Origin of the sequence: Pseudomonas sp. DR208, assembly GCF_019823005.1 — a bacterium.
In the GTDB taxonomy this organism is placed as follows: domain Bacteria; phylum Pseudomonadota; class Gammaproteobacteria; order Pseudomonadales; family Pseudomonadaceae; genus Aquipseudomonas; species Aquipseudomonas extremorientalis.
In genome coordinates, this window is the sequence record NZ_CP081944.1 from 5928466 (window position 1) to 5944234 (window position 15769).

Annotated in this window: 14 protein-coding genes; 5 read left to right on the top strand and 9 right to left on the bottom strand. The window is 60.7% G+C overall.

Annotated features, from left to right (window positions below; genetic code table 11):
* Positions 1-4: 4 nt before the first annotated feature.
* Positions 5-733, bottom strand: a complete 729-nt coding sequence (locus tag K5K89_RS26880) for a TraX family protein (RefSeq protein ID WP_222541757.1) — start codon at positions 731-733, stop codon at positions 5-7.
* A 90-nt stretch (positions 734-823) separates the two neighbouring features.
* Here K5K89_RS26880 and K5K89_RS26885 point away from each other — a divergent pair, with 90 nt between their 5' ends.
* Positions 824-1864 carry a threonine aldolase family protein gene (locus K5K89_RS26885; protein WP_058426659.1) on the top strand — a complete coding sequence of 347 codons (1041 nt, stop codon included), beginning with the start codon at positions 824-826 and terminating at the stop codon, positions 1862-1864.
* 175 nt (positions 1865-2039) lie between these two features.
* Positions 2040-2237 (top strand): hypothetical protein, encoded by a 198-nt coding sequence (locus K5K89_RS26890; protein ID WP_071490293.1) that lies wholly within the window; start codon positions 2040-2042, stop codon positions 2235-2237.
* A 55-nt stretch (positions 2238-2292) separates the two neighbouring features.
* Here the strand turns inward: K5K89_RS26890 and gbcB are convergent, their stop codons facing one another.
* Positions 2293-3393, bottom strand: coding sequence for a glycine-betaine demethylase subunit GbcB (gene gbcB / locus K5K89_RS26895; protein ID WP_071490294.1), 1101 nt, complete (start codon positions 3391-3393; stop codon positions 2293-2295).
* A gap of 281 nt (positions 3394-3674) precedes the next feature.
* Between gbcB and gbcA the strand changes: the two genes are divergently transcribed.
* Complete coding sequence (gene gbcA, locus K5K89_RS26900) at positions 3675-4970, top strand: glycine-betaine demethylase subunit GbcA (RefSeq protein ID WP_071490295.1); 1296 nt, start codon at positions 3675-3677, stop codon at positions 4968-4970.
* Positions 4971-5630: 660 nt separating this feature from the next.
* Here gbcA and K5K89_RS26905 read toward each other — a convergent pair.
* The 6 genes from K5K89_RS26905 to K5K89_RS26930 all read right to left on the bottom strand — a co-directional run bounded on the left by K5K89_RS26905 (position 5631) and on the right by K5K89_RS26930 (position 13406).
* Positions 5631-6401, bottom strand: coding sequence for an electron transfer flavoprotein subunit beta (locus K5K89_RS26905; protein WP_222540553.1), 771 nt, complete (start codon positions 6399-6401; stop codon positions 5631-5633).
* A 10-nt stretch (positions 6402-6411) separates the two neighbouring features.
* On the bottom strand, positions 6412-7632 hold the full coding sequence (locus K5K89_RS26910; protein WP_222540554.1) for an electron transfer flavoprotein subunit alpha/FixB family protein: 1221 nt from the start codon (positions 7630-7632) through the stop codon (positions 6412-6414).
* Positions 7632-9575 (bottom strand): dimethylglycine demethylation protein DgcB, encoded by a 1944-nt coding sequence (gene dgcB / locus K5K89_RS26915; protein WP_222540555.1) that lies wholly within the window; start codon positions 9573-9575, stop codon positions 7632-7634. Before dgcB ends, K5K89_RS26910 begins: the two co-directional genes overlap by 1 nt.
* Positions 9576-9746: 171 nt before the next feature.
* A complete protein-coding gene (gene dgcA, locus K5K89_RS26920; RefSeq protein ID WP_071490299.1) occupies positions 9747-11807 on the bottom strand; it encodes a dimethylglycine demethylation protein DgcA in 2061 nt (686 codons plus the stop codon).
* 15 nt (positions 11808-11822) lie between these two features.
* Complete coding sequence (locus K5K89_RS26925; protein ID WP_071490300.1) at positions 11823-12353, bottom strand: DUF5943 domain-containing protein; 531 nt, start codon at positions 12351-12353, stop codon at positions 11823-11825.
* 75 nt (positions 12354-12428) lie between these two features.
* Entirely contained in the window at positions 12429-13406 is a 978-nt protein-coding gene (locus tag K5K89_RS26930; protein WP_010207105.1) for a dipeptidase, read from the bottom strand.
* Between the two features lie 219 nt (positions 13407-13625).
* Between K5K89_RS26930 and K5K89_RS26935 the strand changes: the two genes are divergently transcribed.
* Complete coding sequence (locus tag K5K89_RS26935) at positions 13626-14027, top strand: lysozyme inhibitor LprI family protein (RefSeq protein ID WP_222540556.1); 402 nt, start codon at positions 13626-13628, stop codon at positions 14025-14027.
* Between the two features lie 41 nt (positions 14028-14068).
* Positions 14069-14485, top strand: a complete 417-nt coding sequence (locus K5K89_RS26940; RefSeq protein ID WP_058426637.1) for a DUF3010 family protein — start codon at positions 14069-14071, stop codon at positions 14483-14485.
* Between the two features lie 109 nt (positions 14486-14594).
* On the opposite strand, the gene K5K89_RS26945 is transcribed toward K5K89_RS26940, so the two are convergent.
* Positions 14595-15761: an AAA family ATPase gene (locus tag K5K89_RS26945; RefSeq protein ID WP_071490302.1), complete on the bottom strand. Its 1167-nt coding sequence runs from the start codon at positions 15759-15761 to the stop codon at positions 14595-14597.
* Between the last annotated feature and the right edge of the window lie 8 nt (positions 15762-15769).

Genomic DNA, 15769 nt, shown 5'->3' on the forward strand with positions numbered 1-15769 from the left:
GCGGTCAAGCAATCACCTGTCGCACGGCAAGCAACACTATAAAATGCGCGGGGTAAAGGCTATACGCCCAGCGCCGCATGGCGGGTGGCGCGGCGTTTTTGGCATGTCGCAGCAGGACCAAGCCGAGCAGTGGCGCGACCATGCACACCGTCAGTCCCGACAGCGCCAAAAACGTACCGCTGTTGAGCAGGGCCTGCCATTGATTGGCTACGACGCAGACCGCGCCCGGTAATATGCTGAAATACCAGGGACGACAAAACACCAGCACCATCGCCAGTGGCAGTAATACGCCAAAAAAGCCAAACATCAGCTGCGTGGAAAACACGGCTGCGATCATGACAGCAATCAGCGCCAATCCTCGATCAAGAAGCGCCTTCTGATGCCATCCTCTGGCAACCAGCAAACCCAGCGCCAACGTCGGCAATACGTTCAGCGTATCGGCATCCTCGATAAACATCCGGTATGGCACTTCGCTGATCACACTGAACAGCAACAGCCACCCCACGTAATGCCATTGACGCGTCACCGGCGTGCCTGCGACCCGATGCAGGTTGGCCGCAATTGCCAGGCAAAACCACGGAAACGCCAGGCGCCCCGGCACATACAGGCCATCCAGGCTTAAACCGACATAGCGCAGGTGGTCCAGCACCATACTCAACAGCGCCAGCCACTTGAGCAGATCCAGAGCCCCATCGCGGACACGTCCGACAGGCATCGTTCCAGTACCGTGCATAATTCCCCAGTGACTTTGCATTTACAGTGCGTGCGCACCCGCGACAATCTTGGTTACAGTGCGCACCAACATCGACCACAGGAATGGGCCATGACCGACAAGAGCCAACAATTCGCCAGTGACAACTATTCCGGCATCTGCCCGGAAGCCTGGGCCGCCATGGAACAAGCCAACCAGGGCCATCAACGCGCCTACGGCGATGATGAATGGACCCACCGCGCCGCCGACGGTTTCCGCAACTTGTTCGAAACCGACTGCGAAGTGTTCTTCGCCTTCAACGGTACCGCCGCCAACTCGCTCGCGCTGTCTTCGCTGTGCCAGAGCTACCATAGCGTGATTTGCTCGGAAACCGCCCACGTCGAAACCGACGAATGCGGCGCGCCGGAGTTTTTCTCCAACGGCTCCAAGCTGCTCACCGCCCGCACCGAAAACGGCAAGCTGACCCCGGAGTCGATCCGCGAGATCGCCCTCAAGCGCCAGGACATCCACTACCCCAAGCCACGCGTGGTCACCCTGACCCAAGCCACGGAAGTCGGCAGCGTGTACACCCCGGAAGAAATCCGCGCCATCAGCGCCACCTGCAAAGAGCTGGGCCTGAACCTGCATATGGACGGCGCACGCTTCTCCAACGCCTGCGCGTTCCTCGGCTGCTCGCCCGCCGACCTGACCTGGAAAGCCGGTGTGGACGTGCTGTGCTTTGGCGGCACGAAGAACGGCATGGCCGTGGGTGAAGCGATCCTGTTCTTCAACCACAAGCTGGCCGAAGACTTCGACTACCGCTGCAAACAGGCCGGGCAGCTGGCATCGAAAATGCGCTTTCTTTCGGCCCCGTGGGTAGGTCTGTTGGAAAACGACGCCTGGCTCAAACACGCACGCCATGCCAACCACTGCGCGCAGCTGCTGAGCAGCCTGGTGGCGGATATTCCCGGTGTGGAGTTGATGTTCCCGGTGCAGGCCAACGGCGTGTTCCTGCAACTCTCGGAGCCGGCCATCGCAGCGTTGACGGCCAAGGGCTGGCGTTTCTACACCTTCATCGGCAAGGGCGGCGCGCGCTTTATGTGTGCGTGGGATACCGAGGAAGAGCGTGTAAGAGAATTGGCTGCGGACATTCGGAAAGTGATGGAAGCCTGAAAAGACGGGCCTCTCAGCCCATTCTCAGAGACTGTTTGTACGTGTTTCCGACAGTATCTATCTAGCCCCTGCCCTGGATAAGATCCCGTCACCCCGAAACAACGGACGCGTTTTTTCGGGCTGACTGCCTGCCGAATAATCGGCTGGAAATGGAAATCCTATCGAGGGCAACATCATGGAAATTCAATGCTACACCACTGACTCTCAACTGCGCGGCGACGTCAATGCCACGCTCGTCAGCCTGGATGACCTGAGGAAGCTGGCGAACGTCGGCGACACCATCGTCGAGCCATCCCGCACCTTTACCGTCACCGGAAAAGAGTTCGAAATGACAGCATCGGGCTCGTACATCATCAACCTGTTTGTGCGTTAAGCACTGACTGTGGGAGGAGGCTTGCCCCCTCCCACATTTAGAACGGCTTCGTTAGTCAGAACTCGATACGCACATCACCCTTCGGCACGCTGCAGCACGACAGGATGTAACCCTCGGCTTCATCTTCCTCGGTAATCCCGCCGTTGTGGTCCATCTCGACCTCGCCACCCAGCTTCATCACCTTGCACGTACCACAGATGCCCATGCCGCAGGCTTTCGGGATCAGCAATCCAAGCTTCGCAGCAGCGGCGTGGACAGTTTCGCCAGGGGCCACGCGAATACTTTTGCCCGACGCAATGAACTCCACCTGATGCAGATCCGCCAAGTCGATTTCCGGCGCTTCGGCGGCCTGTTCGGCTTGTTCCACCGCATCGGCACGGGCTTCCGGCGGCGTGGCGCCGAAGGACTCCTCGTGATACCGCGTCATGTCGAAACCGGCCACTTCCAGCAAGCGCTTCACTGCGTTCATGTAAGGCGTAGGCCCGCAACAGAACACTTCGCGCTCGAGGAAGTCCGGCACCATCAGTTCGAGCATCTTGTGGTTCAGGTAACCGCGATAACCGGCCCATGGCTCGCCCAACCCGTGCTTCTCGCAAATCAGGTGCAGGCTGAAGTTGTCGATTCGCGACGCCATGTGCTCCAGCTCGCGGTGGTAGATGATGTCCTTGGGCGAGCGGGCGCTGTGAATAAAGGTCATGTCGACATTGGCGTTGGTATCGTAGAACCAACGGGCCATGGACATCACCGGCGTGATGCCGACGCCGCCGCTGAGGTACAGCACCTTCGGGCTCGGATAGTCGATGGCATTGAACAGGCCCACCGGCCCGTGCACCGCCAGCTCCTGGCCTTCGTGCAGGGTGTCGTGCAGCCAGTTGGAAACCTTGCCGCCCGGTACACGCTTGATGGTCACCGAGAAGCTGTAAGGCACCGACGGCGAGCTGGAAATGGTGTAGGAACGCATGATCGGCTGGCCTTCGATCTCCAGCTCCAGGGTGACGAATTGCCCTGGCTTGAAGAAGAACAGGATCGGCTGATCAGCCATGAAGCAGAAGGTGCGTACGTCCCAGGTTTCCTGGATGACTTTGACGCACCGGACAATGTGCCGACCATTGGCCCAGGTCTGGGTGGTTACCGGATTCAGGAAATTATTGGACATGTTGTTCTCCACCGCCGACGTCGGCCTTATGGTGGCGATTCTGCGTAACGCCGGAACCGCCCATTTACCTATCTGCGACATTCACATACTTATCGCGACCAGCCCCCAACGACCTAGGGTTGCGCGTCGGGAACAGATTGGGCCATGTCGCCCACGGATAAGGTTCTGACGTTGCGCGGCCCCACACTCGCTCCCAACAACGACGCTTTCTTTATGCCTTGCGTAGTACAACCGTAGCCACTATTCGCCGGCCACACAGAATGGCCATGAGGACACACACGATGGACGTCACCGCAACCTTAAGCTTGGGCGATCCGCTGGAACCCGCACGCAAGGCCACCGCGCAGATGCTGCAAGAGCGCGAGCGCACTTTCTCGCTGCCACAGCCGTTCTACTCTGATGAGCGGCTGTTTGATATCGACATGCAGGAGATCTTCCAGAAAGAGTGGTTGATCGCCGGCATGACCTGCGAGATCCCCACCAAGGGCAACTACCTGACCCTGCAAGTGGGCAAGAACCCGATCATCGTGATCCGTGGCGCCGAAGGCGTGGTGCACGCGTTCCACAACGTGTGCCGCCACCGTGGCTCGCGCTTGTGCACCAGCGACAAGGGCAAGGTCGCCAAACTCGTGTGCCACTACCACCAGTGGACCTACGAGCTGGACGGCCGCCTGCTGTTCGCCGGCACCGAGATGGGCGCCGACTTTGACATGAAGCAGTACGGCCTCAAGCCAGTGAACGTGAAGACCGCCGGCGGCTACATCTTCATCAGCCTGGCGGAGAACCCGCCAGCCATCGACGACTTCCTGTCGACGCTGAACCACTACATGGAACCCTACGACATGGAGAACACCAAGGTGGCGGTGCAAACCACCTTGATGGAAAAAGCCAACTGGAAGCTGGTGCTGGAAAACAACCGCGAGTGCTACCACTGCAACGCGTCGCACCCGGAACTGCTGAAAACCCTGCTGGAATGGGACGACGTCACCGATCCGCGCGCCGACCAGGCGTTCAAGGACCATGTAGCCGCCTCCGCCGCCGCCTGGGATGCCGAGAAGATCCCTTACGCCCACGCCAGCTTCGGCCTGCGTAACCGTATCGTGCGCATGCCGCTGCTCAAAGGCACCGTGTCGATGACCATGGACGGTAAACAGGGCTGCGCCAAACTCATGGGCCGCATCAAGAACCCGGACCTGGGCTCGATGCGCATCCTGCACCTGCCCCACTCCTGGAACCACTGCATGGGCGACCACATCATCGTGTTCACTGTGTGGCCGATCAGCGCCCAGGAAACCATGGTCACCACCAAGTGGCTGGTGCACAAGGACGCCGTGGAAGGTGTGGACTACGATGTGGCACGCATGCGCGAAGTGTGGGACGCCACCAACGACCAGGATCGTCGCCTGGCCGAAGAGAACCAGCGCGGGATCAACTCCACCGCTTACCAGCCTGGCCCGTACTCCAAGACCTATGAGTTCGGCGTGGTGAACTTCGTGGACTGGTATAGCGAGCGCATGCTGCACAACCTTGGGGCCGCTCCGGCGCCCTACCTCAAGGGTGTTGCCGCTCACGAATGACACGTTGGTCCGGGGGGCTGAATTGTACAAAAAACATTCAACCCCCTGCTTCCCCTTGTTTCCCCTGCCCTCCAGCCTTTGCCCAACAACTTATCCACAGAGCCACCCACAGCAATTGTGGACAAGCGCCGCACCAGCCTGAAATTAAGTGAATAAAATCCGTGACTTATTCAAAGCAGTGAGTCTGGGCCGGCTTTGTTCGTTTTTTGAACAACCTAATGAAAGCCATGATTGACGTGGCTTGTAGCAGTACACGAACACCTTATCCACAGATGCACCAACAGACTTTGGGGGCAACTCCGATCACGCTGTGGAAAACCACCTCAAAGCTTCATGAATCTAGGCTTTCAGGCGTCTCAGCTGAGAAACCGCTTACATCGATCAGATTTTGATCAACTCCATGCAGGCCTTTATTAATAAGGCCCTCAGCCGAGAGCGAACACGTTATCCACAGAAGCACCAACAGACTATGGGGGCAAGTCGGTTCAGAGAAATACACCGATGCAGCGAAAAACCCCATCAAAAACCTTCAGTTAGCTTGGTTATTTTTCGTACATGGGACTCTAGCGCTTGATTCATCAGGGGTGTGGACAACCGCGAACAGGTTATCCACAGACAGGTCAACAGGGATTGTGGGTAAACCACAGTCCCTGTTCATGTTCAGCGAACCACACCTTCCTCAACCAATAGCTTGAGGATCGCCTGGGCGCCCTCTTCCGGGCTCACACCCTTGAGCACTTGCCCACCGCCACCACTGGCCTTGGCCGTGGCGGCTTTCATCCGGTCAGCGCCGCTCTTGGCCTTGATCACCTTGAGACGCTTGGGCCGTGGCTTGGCCGGCTGCAACACCGCCGCATGGAACAGCTCATCCTCTTCAATCCGGACTTCATGGGCCGCCAACTCACCGCGTTGCGCCGGGCCGTAGGCGCTTTGCCGTGGCTTGGGCGCAGCGTTATCCACCGTCGCCAGGAACGGCAGGCGCACCTTCAAGCGCCGCCGCTGACCACGGGGCAAGGCTTGCAGCACATGGGCCACACCGCCGTCGATGGACTCCACCTGCGCCAGCCCCACGATCAGCGGCCAACCCAGTTGCTCGGCCAGCAGGAACGGCAGCATGCCCGAGCCTTCACCGGTTTCGGCCTGGCTGCCGGCGAGCACCACTTGGGCACCCGCATCGCGCAGGTACTCACTGAGCACCGGCAACGCATCGCTACCCGCCGGTTGCTCCAGCACATGCAATTGCGGCAGGCCCATGCCCAGGTAACTGCGCAGGGTCGGTTCGGCGATGTTGCCGGCGTGCAGCACCTGCAACTTATCCCCAGCCATTTGCAGGCCCAGTTCCACACCACGGGCATCCTGCTCGGCACGGCGCGGGCGCCCGGAAGTCGGGTGGGCGCCGATGGACACCAGGCTGATTACATTCGTCGTCATGGTCGTATCCTCATGCTGCATCGCGCTTGGCGCCGTTGCGGTAGGCCTCGACCGCCGCGATCAAGGCTTGCAGTATTGCGGCGCTTTCACCGATCACCGACAGGTCGGCCCGCTTGATCATGTCGCAGCCCGGGTCGAGGTTGATCGCCACCACTTTGTCGCAGGCGCCGATACCTTGCAGGTGCTGGATCGCCCCGGAAATACCCACGGCCACGTAGACCCGCGCCGTGACCCAGGTGCCGCTGGCACCGACCTGGCGATCACGCGCCATGAAGCCATCGTCCACCGCCACCCGCGAGGCGCCTTCGGTGGCGCCCAGGGCGGCGGCGGTCTGGTGGAACAGCGCCCAGTCCTTCACGCCGTTGCCGCCGGAGAAAATGAATTCCGCTTCGGCCATGGGAATCGCCGCCGGGTCCACCGCCACCGCGCCGAGGTCTTCGATGCGTGGCAGGCTGCGCGCCAGGGCTATGGATAACTCCACTGGCAGCACTTCGTGACGGGTTTCGCTGACCGGATCGGCACATTCGGCAGCCGCCAGGACCAGGCGCGGCAGTGGCCGGGCCAAGTCTTCCTGGCCGGCACCGGCGCGGCCGATGCACTCGTCGCCCTTGATCTGCCACACCCGCGTGGCCGGGCGCTCCTTGAGGCTGGCGGCAAAGCGCCGACCCAACTCGCCACCGCCGCTGCGGCTGTCCGGCAGCAGCCAGTGTCGCGGGTTGAACTGGTTATCCACAGCCCGCAGGCCCTGGACGCGTTGCTCCGGTGAATAACCGTCGAATGCGTGGCCTTCCAGCACCAGCAAACGGTCGACACCCGCCGTGGCAAACGCACTTTCCTTGTGATCACCAAACACCACCGCCAGCACCGCGCCGTCGCTGCCGGCCAGTTGTCGCGCCAGGCCAAACAGGTCGCGATCGTGGCTGCTCAAGCGGCCGCCAACCATGTCCGGTACCACGTTGATGTAGAACGCGGGGGCGGCAATCTGATGCAGCGGCAATTGCACTTCTACCGCCGCCGTACGCTTGGCCGAGCCGCCCTGCTGCGCGCCGCTGCGGTCGATACGCTTGATGCCATTGGGGCCGATAAAACCGACGCCGTGCACGTTCTTGCGGATGACGCCATTGGGCCCCATCCAACTGTGCTGCACCGGTTGCATCGCCGCATGCAGCGGGTGCAGGCGGTTGCGGGCGATCCACTCGGCCCGTGGGTCGCGGCGGATAATGTCGCTCATCAGTGCACCTCCGCAGGTTCACGCTTCAATGGGGCTTTGGCAGGCGCGGCGTCTTCGAGCAGCGCGTCGGCCACCAGCTCGGCGATGTCCTTGATCAAGGGTCTTGGTTCTACAACGCCCTCAAGCATCGCCGTGCACTGTGGACAACCCACCGCCACCAGCTCGGCACCGGTTTCGCGGATGTCTTCCATGCGCATGTCCGGGATACGTTGCTTACCGGGGATGTCAGTGATTGGCGCACCGCCGCCGCCACCGCAGCAGCGTGAACGGAACCCCGAGCGTTGCATTTCCTTGACCTCAATCCCCAATGCACGCAGCACTTGGCGCGGCGCCTCGTACTCGCCGTTGTAGCGGCCGAGATAACAAGGGTCGTGATAGGTCACGCTGTTGCCTTTGTGCTGGCCCAGGTTCAGCGCTCCCTCACCGATCAACTCGGCCATGAAGGTGCTGTGATGCTGTACCCGGTAGTTGCCGTTGAAAGCGCCGTATTCATTTTTCAGCACATGGAAACTGTGGGGGTCGCAGGTGACGATCCGCTTGAAGCTGTACTTGGCCAGGGTCTGGATATTGCGCGAAGCCAGCAGTTGGAAGGTCGCTTCATCACCCAGGCGCCGGGCGACATCACCGCTGTCGCGTTCTTCCAGGCCGAGCACGGCGAAGTCGACCTTGGCCGCTTTCAGCACTTTGACGAAGGCACGCAAAGTCCGTTGGTTACGCATGTCGAAGGCACCGTCGCCGACCCAGAACAGCACCTCGGCACTGCCTTTTTCGCTGAGCAGCGGCAGGTTCAGGTCCGCCGCCCAGTTCAGGCGACCGCCCGGTGCGAAACCACCGGGGTTGTCGGTGGCGATCAGGTTTTCCAGGACTTCGGCACCCTTGTTCGGCGTGGCGCCTTTTTCCAACGTGAGGTGGCGACGCATGTCGACGATGGCGTCCACGTGCTCGATCATCATCGGGCACTCTTCCACGCAGGCACGGCAGGTGGTGCACGACCACAGGGTCTCGGCGTCGACCAGGCCGTTGACGATCGGCTGGTGCGGGTTGCCGCTGTGCTCGCCCACCGCTTTGCCCGGATACGGGCTGCCGGCGAACCTGGCATCGGTGCCGCCGGCCAGGCCGACGACCATGTCCTGGATCAGCTTTTTCGGGTTCAGCGGCTGGCCGGCGGCGAACGCCGGGCACGCGGCTTCACACTTGCCGCACTGCACGCAGGCGTCGAAACCGAGCAGTTGGTTCCAGGTGAAATCCTTGGGTTTCTCCACACCCAGGGGCGCAGTCTTGTCACTGAGGTCCAGCGGTTTCAAACCGGTGGAACGGCCACCGCCAAAACGCTCGGCGCGGCGGTGCCAGGCCAGGTGCAGGGCACCGGCGAAGGCGTGTTTCATCGGGCCGCCCCAGGTCATGCCGAAGAACATTTCGGACACGCCCCACAACACACCGACGCTGAGCAATGCGGCCAGCAGCCAGCCGCCGAAGTCCGCCGGCAGGATCCCGGCCACCGGCAGCGTCACCAGGAAGAAGCTCACCGAGAACGCCATCAGGCTTTTCGGCAGGCGCATCCACGGGCCTTTCGACAGGCGCGACGGCGGGTTGCGCCGACGCAGATAGACGAAGGTGGCCCCGACAAACATCAGCACCGAGGCCAACAGTAAGGCGTAGCCGAGGATACGGCTTTGCAGGCCGAAACCGTGGACCAGGATCGCCAGCAAGGCCGACAGCACGAAGCCCAACGCGGTGGCGACGTGGGTATTGGCGATGTATTTATCGCGGGCGACCACGTGGTGCAGGTCGACCATGTAGCGCTTGGGCATGGCCAGCAGGCCGCCCAATAGGTCGACCTTTGAAGCACGGCCACGGCGCCACATGTTCACCCGGCGCAGGGCGCCGAGGACGGCGAGGCCCAGGGCGGTAAACAAGAGAATAGGCAGCAAGGTGTTCAACATGGTGAAGCTCCCACAGACCGCACAGGTCTACTGTGAAACTGGCGCTGAATGTGGGAGGGGGCTTGCCCCCGATAGCAGTGGGTCAGCTACAGCTGTATCAACTGACACTCCGCCATCGGGGGCAAGCCCCCTCCCACATTTGGACCGAGTACACATTGGTTCAAGGCTCGCTCAGAAATCTTTGCACAGGCGCAGAGCGTCATAGATCGCAGCGTGGGTATTACGCTGCGCCACACAGTCACCGATGCGGAACAGCAAGTACCCATCACCCGTCTCGCTCAGGCACGGCTGCGGCTTGATCGCGAACAAGGCTTCGACGTCGATCTGGCCCTTGTTGCGCGAGCCTTCCTTGAGCGCGTAGTAGATGGCTTCGTCCGGCCGCACGCCGTTCTCTACCACTACCTGGTCGACCACCCGCTCCTCTTTGGCGCCGGTGTATTCGTTCTCCAGCACCGCCACCAGCTTGTCGCCCTCGCGGTAGACCTTTTCCAGCATCATGTCGCCGGTCATGATCACTTCCTTGGGGTACATGCTGCGGTAGTAGGTCGGGAACGACGTACCGCCGATGGCCACGCCCGGCTTGATGTCGTCGGTGACGATCTCGACCTGGCTGCCTTTGTCCGCGAGGAAATCCGCCACCGACATGCCGGTGAATTCGCAGATGGTGTCGTACACCAGCACGTTCTTGCCCGGTGCTACCTTGCCGTCGAGCACATCCCAACTGCTCACCACCAAACCTTCGGCGGCGCCCCAGTGTTCGTTCTGCTCCACATTCGGATGCCCGCCCACCGCCAGCACCACCACGTCCGGACGCAGGTCCAGAATGGTGTCGGCATCCGCCGCCACGCCAAGGCGCAGGTCGACTTTCAAACGTGCCAGCTCCAGTTGGAACCAGCGGGTGATACCCGCAATCTGGTCACGCTGCGGAGCTTTCGAAGCGGTGGTGATCTGCCCACCGATAAATTCTTTCTTCTCCAGCAGCGTCACATCATGGCCACGTTCGGCGGCCACGCGTGCAGCTTCCATCCCGGCCGGGCCGGCACCCACCACCACCACTTTGCGTTTCGGCCCGGTGGACTTCTCGATGATATGCGGCACGCCCATGTATTCACGGGACGTCGCGGCGTTCTGGATGCACAACACATCCAGGCCCTGGTACTGGCGGTCGATGCAATAGTTGGCGCCGACGCATTGCTTGATCTGGTCGATCTGGCCCATCTTGATCTTGGCGATCAGGTGCGGGTCGGCAATGTGCGCGCGGGTCATGCCGACCATGTCCACATAACCGCCTTCCAGGATGCGCGTGGCCTGGTTCGGGTCCTTGATGTTCTGCGCGTGCAGCACCGGGACCTTGACCACTTCCTTGATACCGGCGGCCAGGTGCAAAAACGGCTCCGGTGGATAACTCATATTGGGGATCACGTTGGCCAGGGTGTTGTGGGTATCGCAACCCGAACCCACCACGCCGATGAAATCGAGCATGCCGGTGTCGTCGTAATACTTGGCGATCTGCTTCATGTCCTCGTGGGACAAACCATCCGGGTGGAACTCGTCACCGCACAGGCGCATGCCCACGCAGAAGTCGTCACCCACCTCGGCACGCACGGCCTTCAGCACTTCCAGGCCGAACTTCATGCGCCCTTCAAACGTGCCGCCCCACTCGTCGGTCCGCTTGTTGACCCGCGGGCTCCAGAACTGGTCGATCATGTGCTGGTGCACGGCGGACAGTTCCACACCGTCCAGGCCACCGGCCTTGGCCCGGCGTGCGGCCTGGGCGTAGTTGCCGATCACGCGCCAGATTTCTTCCGGCTCGATAGTCTTGCAGGTGGCGCGGTGCACCGGCTCACGCACGCCAGACGGCGACATCAGCGTCGGCCAGTTGAAGCCGTCCCAACGCGAGCGGCGGCCCATGTGGGTAATCTGGATCATGATCTTGGCGCCATGCTTGTGCATGGCGTCGGCCAGGTTCTGGAAGTGCGGGATGATGCGGTCGGTGGACAGGTTCACCGAGCTCCACCATTCCTGCGGGCTGTCGATGGCCACCACCGAGGAACCGCCGCAGATTGCCAGGCCGATACCGCCCTTGGCTTTTTCTTCGTAATACTTCACATAGCGGTCAGTGGTCATCCCGCCATCGGTGGCATACACCTCGGCGTGGGCGGTACTGAGCACGCGGTTGCGGATAGTCAGCTTGCCGATCTGGATCGGCTGGAACATTGCTTCGAAAGCCATGGCACGGTCCTCGGCTTACAACGGCTTGACAGTGAACAGGCCGTCATCGTGGCCCTCTTCGGAGCCTCCGTAGACTTGTTCGGCCACAGTGCGAACCTTGCTGCCTCGGGCCTCAAGGATCTGGTCCATGGCACCGGCAAACCAGCCGGTGAACATGTAGTCGACCTTGCGCCCGACCTTGCCGTACACGTAGACAAACGCCGAGTGTTCGAGCTTGACGCTGGCGGTGCCTTTGTCGAGGTCGATGTCCTGGATCTTGAACAGGCCCCAGCCGCGTTGCGACAGGCGCTTCATGTAATGCTCGAACACCGCGACGCCTTCCAGGCCGTGGCATTCGGCTTCTTTCTCGCACCAGTGCCAGGCGGATTTGTAGCCGGCCTTGTAGAGGATCTCGGCATAGGCCTCGGCGCCCAGCACTTCTTCGATGCCCATGTGGTTGTTGACGAAGAAATGGCGTGGCACGTACAGCATCGGCAGGGCGTCGGAGGTCCAGACACCGGTTTCGCTGTCGACTTCGATAGGCAATTGCGGGGCGATCTTGGCCATGGAAACTTAACTCCAGAAAATTCTTGTGTAGTGCCCCGGCGCGGATGGCCGGGGAGAAGATGCGTTAGCGGTGGCTTATTCGCCCCAGACGTCCTTGAGGACGTTGACCCAGTTCTCGCCCATGATCTTGCGTACCACGCGCTCAGGGTGGCCGCGCTTGAGCAGGGTCTCGGTGAGGTTGGGGAACTCGCCCACGGTGCGGATGCCCAGCGGGTTGATGATCTTGCCGAAGCTGGTCAGGCGGCGGGCGTAGCCCTTGTCATGGGTCAGCATTTCGAAGAAATCCTGGCCATGGCCCTGGGTGAAGTCGGTGCCAATGCCGATGGCGTCTTCACCGACGATGTTCATGGTGTATTCGATGGCTTCGGCGTAGTCGTCGATGGTCGAATCGATGCCCTTGGCCAGGAACGGCGCGAACATGGTCACACCGACAAACCCCCCGTGATCGGCGATGAACTTCAGCTCTTCATCGGACTTGTTGCGCGGGTGTTCTTTAAGGCCCGACGGCAGGCAGTGGGAGTAGCACACCGGCTTTTTCGATTCGAGGATGACTTCTTCGGACGTCTTGGAGCCCACGTGGGACAGGTCGCACATGATGCCGACACGGTTCATCTCGGCGACGATCTCGCGACCGAAGCCCGACAGGCCGCCGTCGCGCTCGTAGCAACCGGTGCCGACCAGGTTCTGGGTGTTGTAGCACATCTGCACCACACCGACGCCGAGCTGCTTGAAGATCTCGACGTAGCCGAGTTGGTCTTCGAAGGCATGGGCGTTCTGGAAGCCGAAGATGATGCCGGTCTTGCCCTGTTCCTTGGCTTTGCGGATGTCCGCAGTGGTTTTCACCGGGATCACCAGGTCGCTGTTCTCACGGATCAAAGTCTGGCTGGCCACGATATTGTTGATGGTGGCCTGGAACCCTTCCCACACCGACACCGTGCAGTTGGCGGCGGTGAGCCCCCCTTTGCGCATGTCCTCGAACAGGTCGCGGTTCCACTTGGCAATAATCAGCCCGTCGATAACGATGCTGTCGGCGTGCAATTCGGCTGGGCTCATCAGGCGTCCCCTTATTGGCGATTCATGCGCCGAATCGTCTGCCGGCGCTTTGGGGCCAGCATATGCCCAGGGGCCGACAGAGCCGGGTGCAAAAACGACAGGGGAATTGCCGAAAGCGTCAATCCGCGACAAAGGCTACCAAGAGAGGTCTGACTCGCGGCTGTTCTTTGTCTTACGCTTGAGCCAGAATTCGGGCATCAACTGATATGAGACGGCGCAATGAAATCGATTTTCCTGGCTTTGGCACTCATCGCAACCGGCGTTCACGCGGCTGAAGACACCGACAGCACGCCGTGCGACGGCATCGAAAACGACAAGCAAACCCTGGAATGCGCCACCTATAACAAAACCACTGCTGAACAGCTGCTCAAGGATAACTACCAGGGCCTGCTAGAACGCATGGCGTCGACCTACGGCAGCGACAAGACCAAGCTGGCGGACATTACCGCTCGTCTGAAGGATGCCCAGCAAAAGTGGGAAAAATTGCGTGACGCTGATTGCGCGGTGGACACCTTTCCGGCGGTGACCGGCACCAAGACCTACGCGATCGCACAGAACGACTGCCTGGCGCGGATGAGTGATGAGCGGTCGGAGTTTTTGGAGTCGATTGGGCAGGAATAAGCGACAATCTCCGCCACTTTTACTCTGAACCAAGGCTATTCATGAAGACTTGCGGCATCGAAATCAAAGGCAGCGAAGCCATCATCGCCGTCGCCTCCCTGGACAATCAGGCACTTGCCCACGTCACCCTGGCGACCAAGAAAATTGCCCTGGAAGACGATGACGAGGCCGCCAACGTCAAAGCCTTCGCCGCACAGGTAAAGGCATTTGTGCAGGAAAACGCCATCGAGCGTATCGCGATCAAGAAGCGCAGCAAGAAAGGCGAGTTCGCCGGTGGCCCGACCACGTTCAAGATTGAAGGGGTGTTCCAGCTGCTGGACGGGGTTGAGGTGACCTTGCTGTCGCCGCAGACCCTTAATGCGCAGAACAAGAAGCACAACTTCGAACTGCCGGCGACGCTGAACAAATACCAGCATGAAGCGTACAAAGCAGCGTGTTCGGCGCTGCTGAAGAAATAGGCCACATCATTAATCTACTGTGGGAGGGGGCTTGCCCCCGATAGCGGTGGGTCAGCCGAAGTTGTATCAACTGACAGCCTGTCATCGGGGGCAAGCCCCCTCCCACATGTCAGCGCTTGTTGCGCAGCCAGTCGCCGAAGGTTTTGTCCTCCAGGGCATACCCTCCCCGGCTCGACTTCCACACCAGTTCCTTGTCGCGCAGGGCATCGATACAGGCCTGAATCGTCTGGGTGCCCGGCACCACATCGCTGCCCATGTCCTCCAGCGCCTTGCTGACCGCCGTTACGGTGCTGTCGGTGAACGGCGCGAAGGGTTCGTTGTTTTGCGAGCGCTCCACCATCACTTGCAGTACGGCGCGCTGGGGGATGGTGAGGTTGTTCCAGGCGCTTTCGAATTCGGTCCACACACCGGCACGCAGCAGTTCGGCACGACTGTGCAGCAACTGGCCGAGGTTGCTGGCTTCGCCCAACTCCAGCGCCACTTCACCGATGATCGTGCGCAACATCTCGGGGCGCCGGCCTACCAGCTCAAAGGCTTCATCAATATCGGCGGCGTTGAATTGGTTGGTCTTGGCCAGGTGCGCGTTGAGGTGCGCGGTGTAGGCCTGGGTGAACTCTTTACCCAGCAGCGGGAACGGCGTGATGCTGGAGCCGAAGAACGGCTGGCTTTTACCCAGTACCAAGTGAGCCAGCTTGTCGCGATTGGAGCCGGTGAATACCAGATGCAAACCGCTGCCGTCCTCGTCACGGCCTTGGTTGAGCTGATCCCGGGCAGCCTTGAGCGCGAACATCGCATTGATGCCTGAATCGCTGGTCAAAGCGTGCTGAGCCTCGTCAATCACCAGGACGACAGGTTTTTCCGCTGCGCGGTGGAGCAACTCCAAGGCCTGGGTCAACGTCGCGCCAACCGGCAATTGAGGCTTGCTGAAGTCCCAGGACAGGGTACGCAGAAAGCTCAGTTTCTCGATTCCAATGTGCTTGGCCAGCTTGCGAATGCCCTTTTCATAGGGCACCAGCGCGGCAGCAATAGCACTGGCAATCAACTCCGCGGGATCTTTCTCTTTGTCGGCCCACAGATCGACATACACGGTAAGCCAACCCCGAAGCTGGCACTCCGGGATCAGATCCTCACGCAAAAAAGTACTTTTGCCCGTACGACGCGGCGCCGCGAGAAACAGGCCAGAGGTGAAATCCTGAATGCCGGCGCCCACTAGGCCGTCAGCAATACTGCTGGCCAGGGTGGGGCGGCGGAATACAAAGCCGCTGTGCTTGGACATGGTTTTAT

Bases quoted from the DNA above. Each gene is read 5' to 3' on its own strand.
- K5K89_RS26930 (WP_010207105.1), bottom strand. From the start codon at position 13,406: ATGAGCCCAGCCGAATTGCACGCCGACAGCATCGTTATCGACGGGCTG.
- K5K89_RS26905 (WP_222540553.1), bottom strand. From the start codon at position 6,401: ATGACGACGAATGTAATCAGCCTGGTGTCCATCGGCGCCCACCCGACT.
- K5K89_RS26880 (WP_222541757.1), bottom strand. From the start codon at position 733: ATGCACGGTACTGGAACGATGCCTGTCGGACGTGTCCGCGATGGGGCT.
- K5K89_RS26945 (WP_071490302.1), bottom strand. From the start codon at position 15,761: ATGTCCAAGCACAGCGGCTTTGTATTCCGCCGCCCCACCCTGGCCAGC.
- dgcA (WP_071490299.1), bottom strand. From the start codon at position 11,807: ATGGCTTTCGAAGCAATGTTCCAGCCGATCCAGATCGGCAAGCTGACT.
- dgcB (WP_222540555.1), bottom strand. From the start codon at position 9,575: ATGTTGAACACCTTGCTGCCTATTCTCTTGTTTACCGCCCTGGGCCTC.
- K5K89_RS26885 (WP_058426659.1), top strand. From the start codon at position 824: ATGACCGACAAGAGCCAACAATTCGCCAGTGACAACTATTCCGGCATC.
- gbcB (WP_071490294.1), bottom strand. From the start codon at position 3,393: ATGTCCAATAATTTCCTGAATCCGGTAACCACCCAGACCTGGGCCAAT.
- gbcA (WP_071490295.1), top strand. From the start codon at position 3,675: ATGGACGTCACCGCAACCTTAAGCTTGGGCGATCCGCTGGAACCCGCA.
- K5K89_RS26925 (WP_071490300.1), bottom strand. From the start codon at position 12,353: ATGGCCAAGATCGCCCCGCAATTGCCTATCGAAGTCGACAGCGAAACC.
- K5K89_RS26935 (WP_222540556.1), top strand. From the start codon at position 13,626: ATGAAATCGATTTTCCTGGCTTTGGCACTCATCGCAACCGGCGTTCAC.
- K5K89_RS26940 (WP_058426637.1), top strand. From the start codon at position 14,069: ATGAAGACTTGCGGCATCGAAATCAAAGGCAGCGAAGCCATCATCGCC.
- K5K89_RS26910 (WP_222540554.1), bottom strand. From the start codon at position 7,632: ATGAGCGACATTATCCGCCGCGACCCACGGGCCGAGTGGATCGCCCGC.
- K5K89_RS26890 (WP_071490293.1), top strand. From the start codon at position 2,040: ATGGAAATTCAATGCTACACCACTGACTCTCAACTGCGCGGCGACGTC.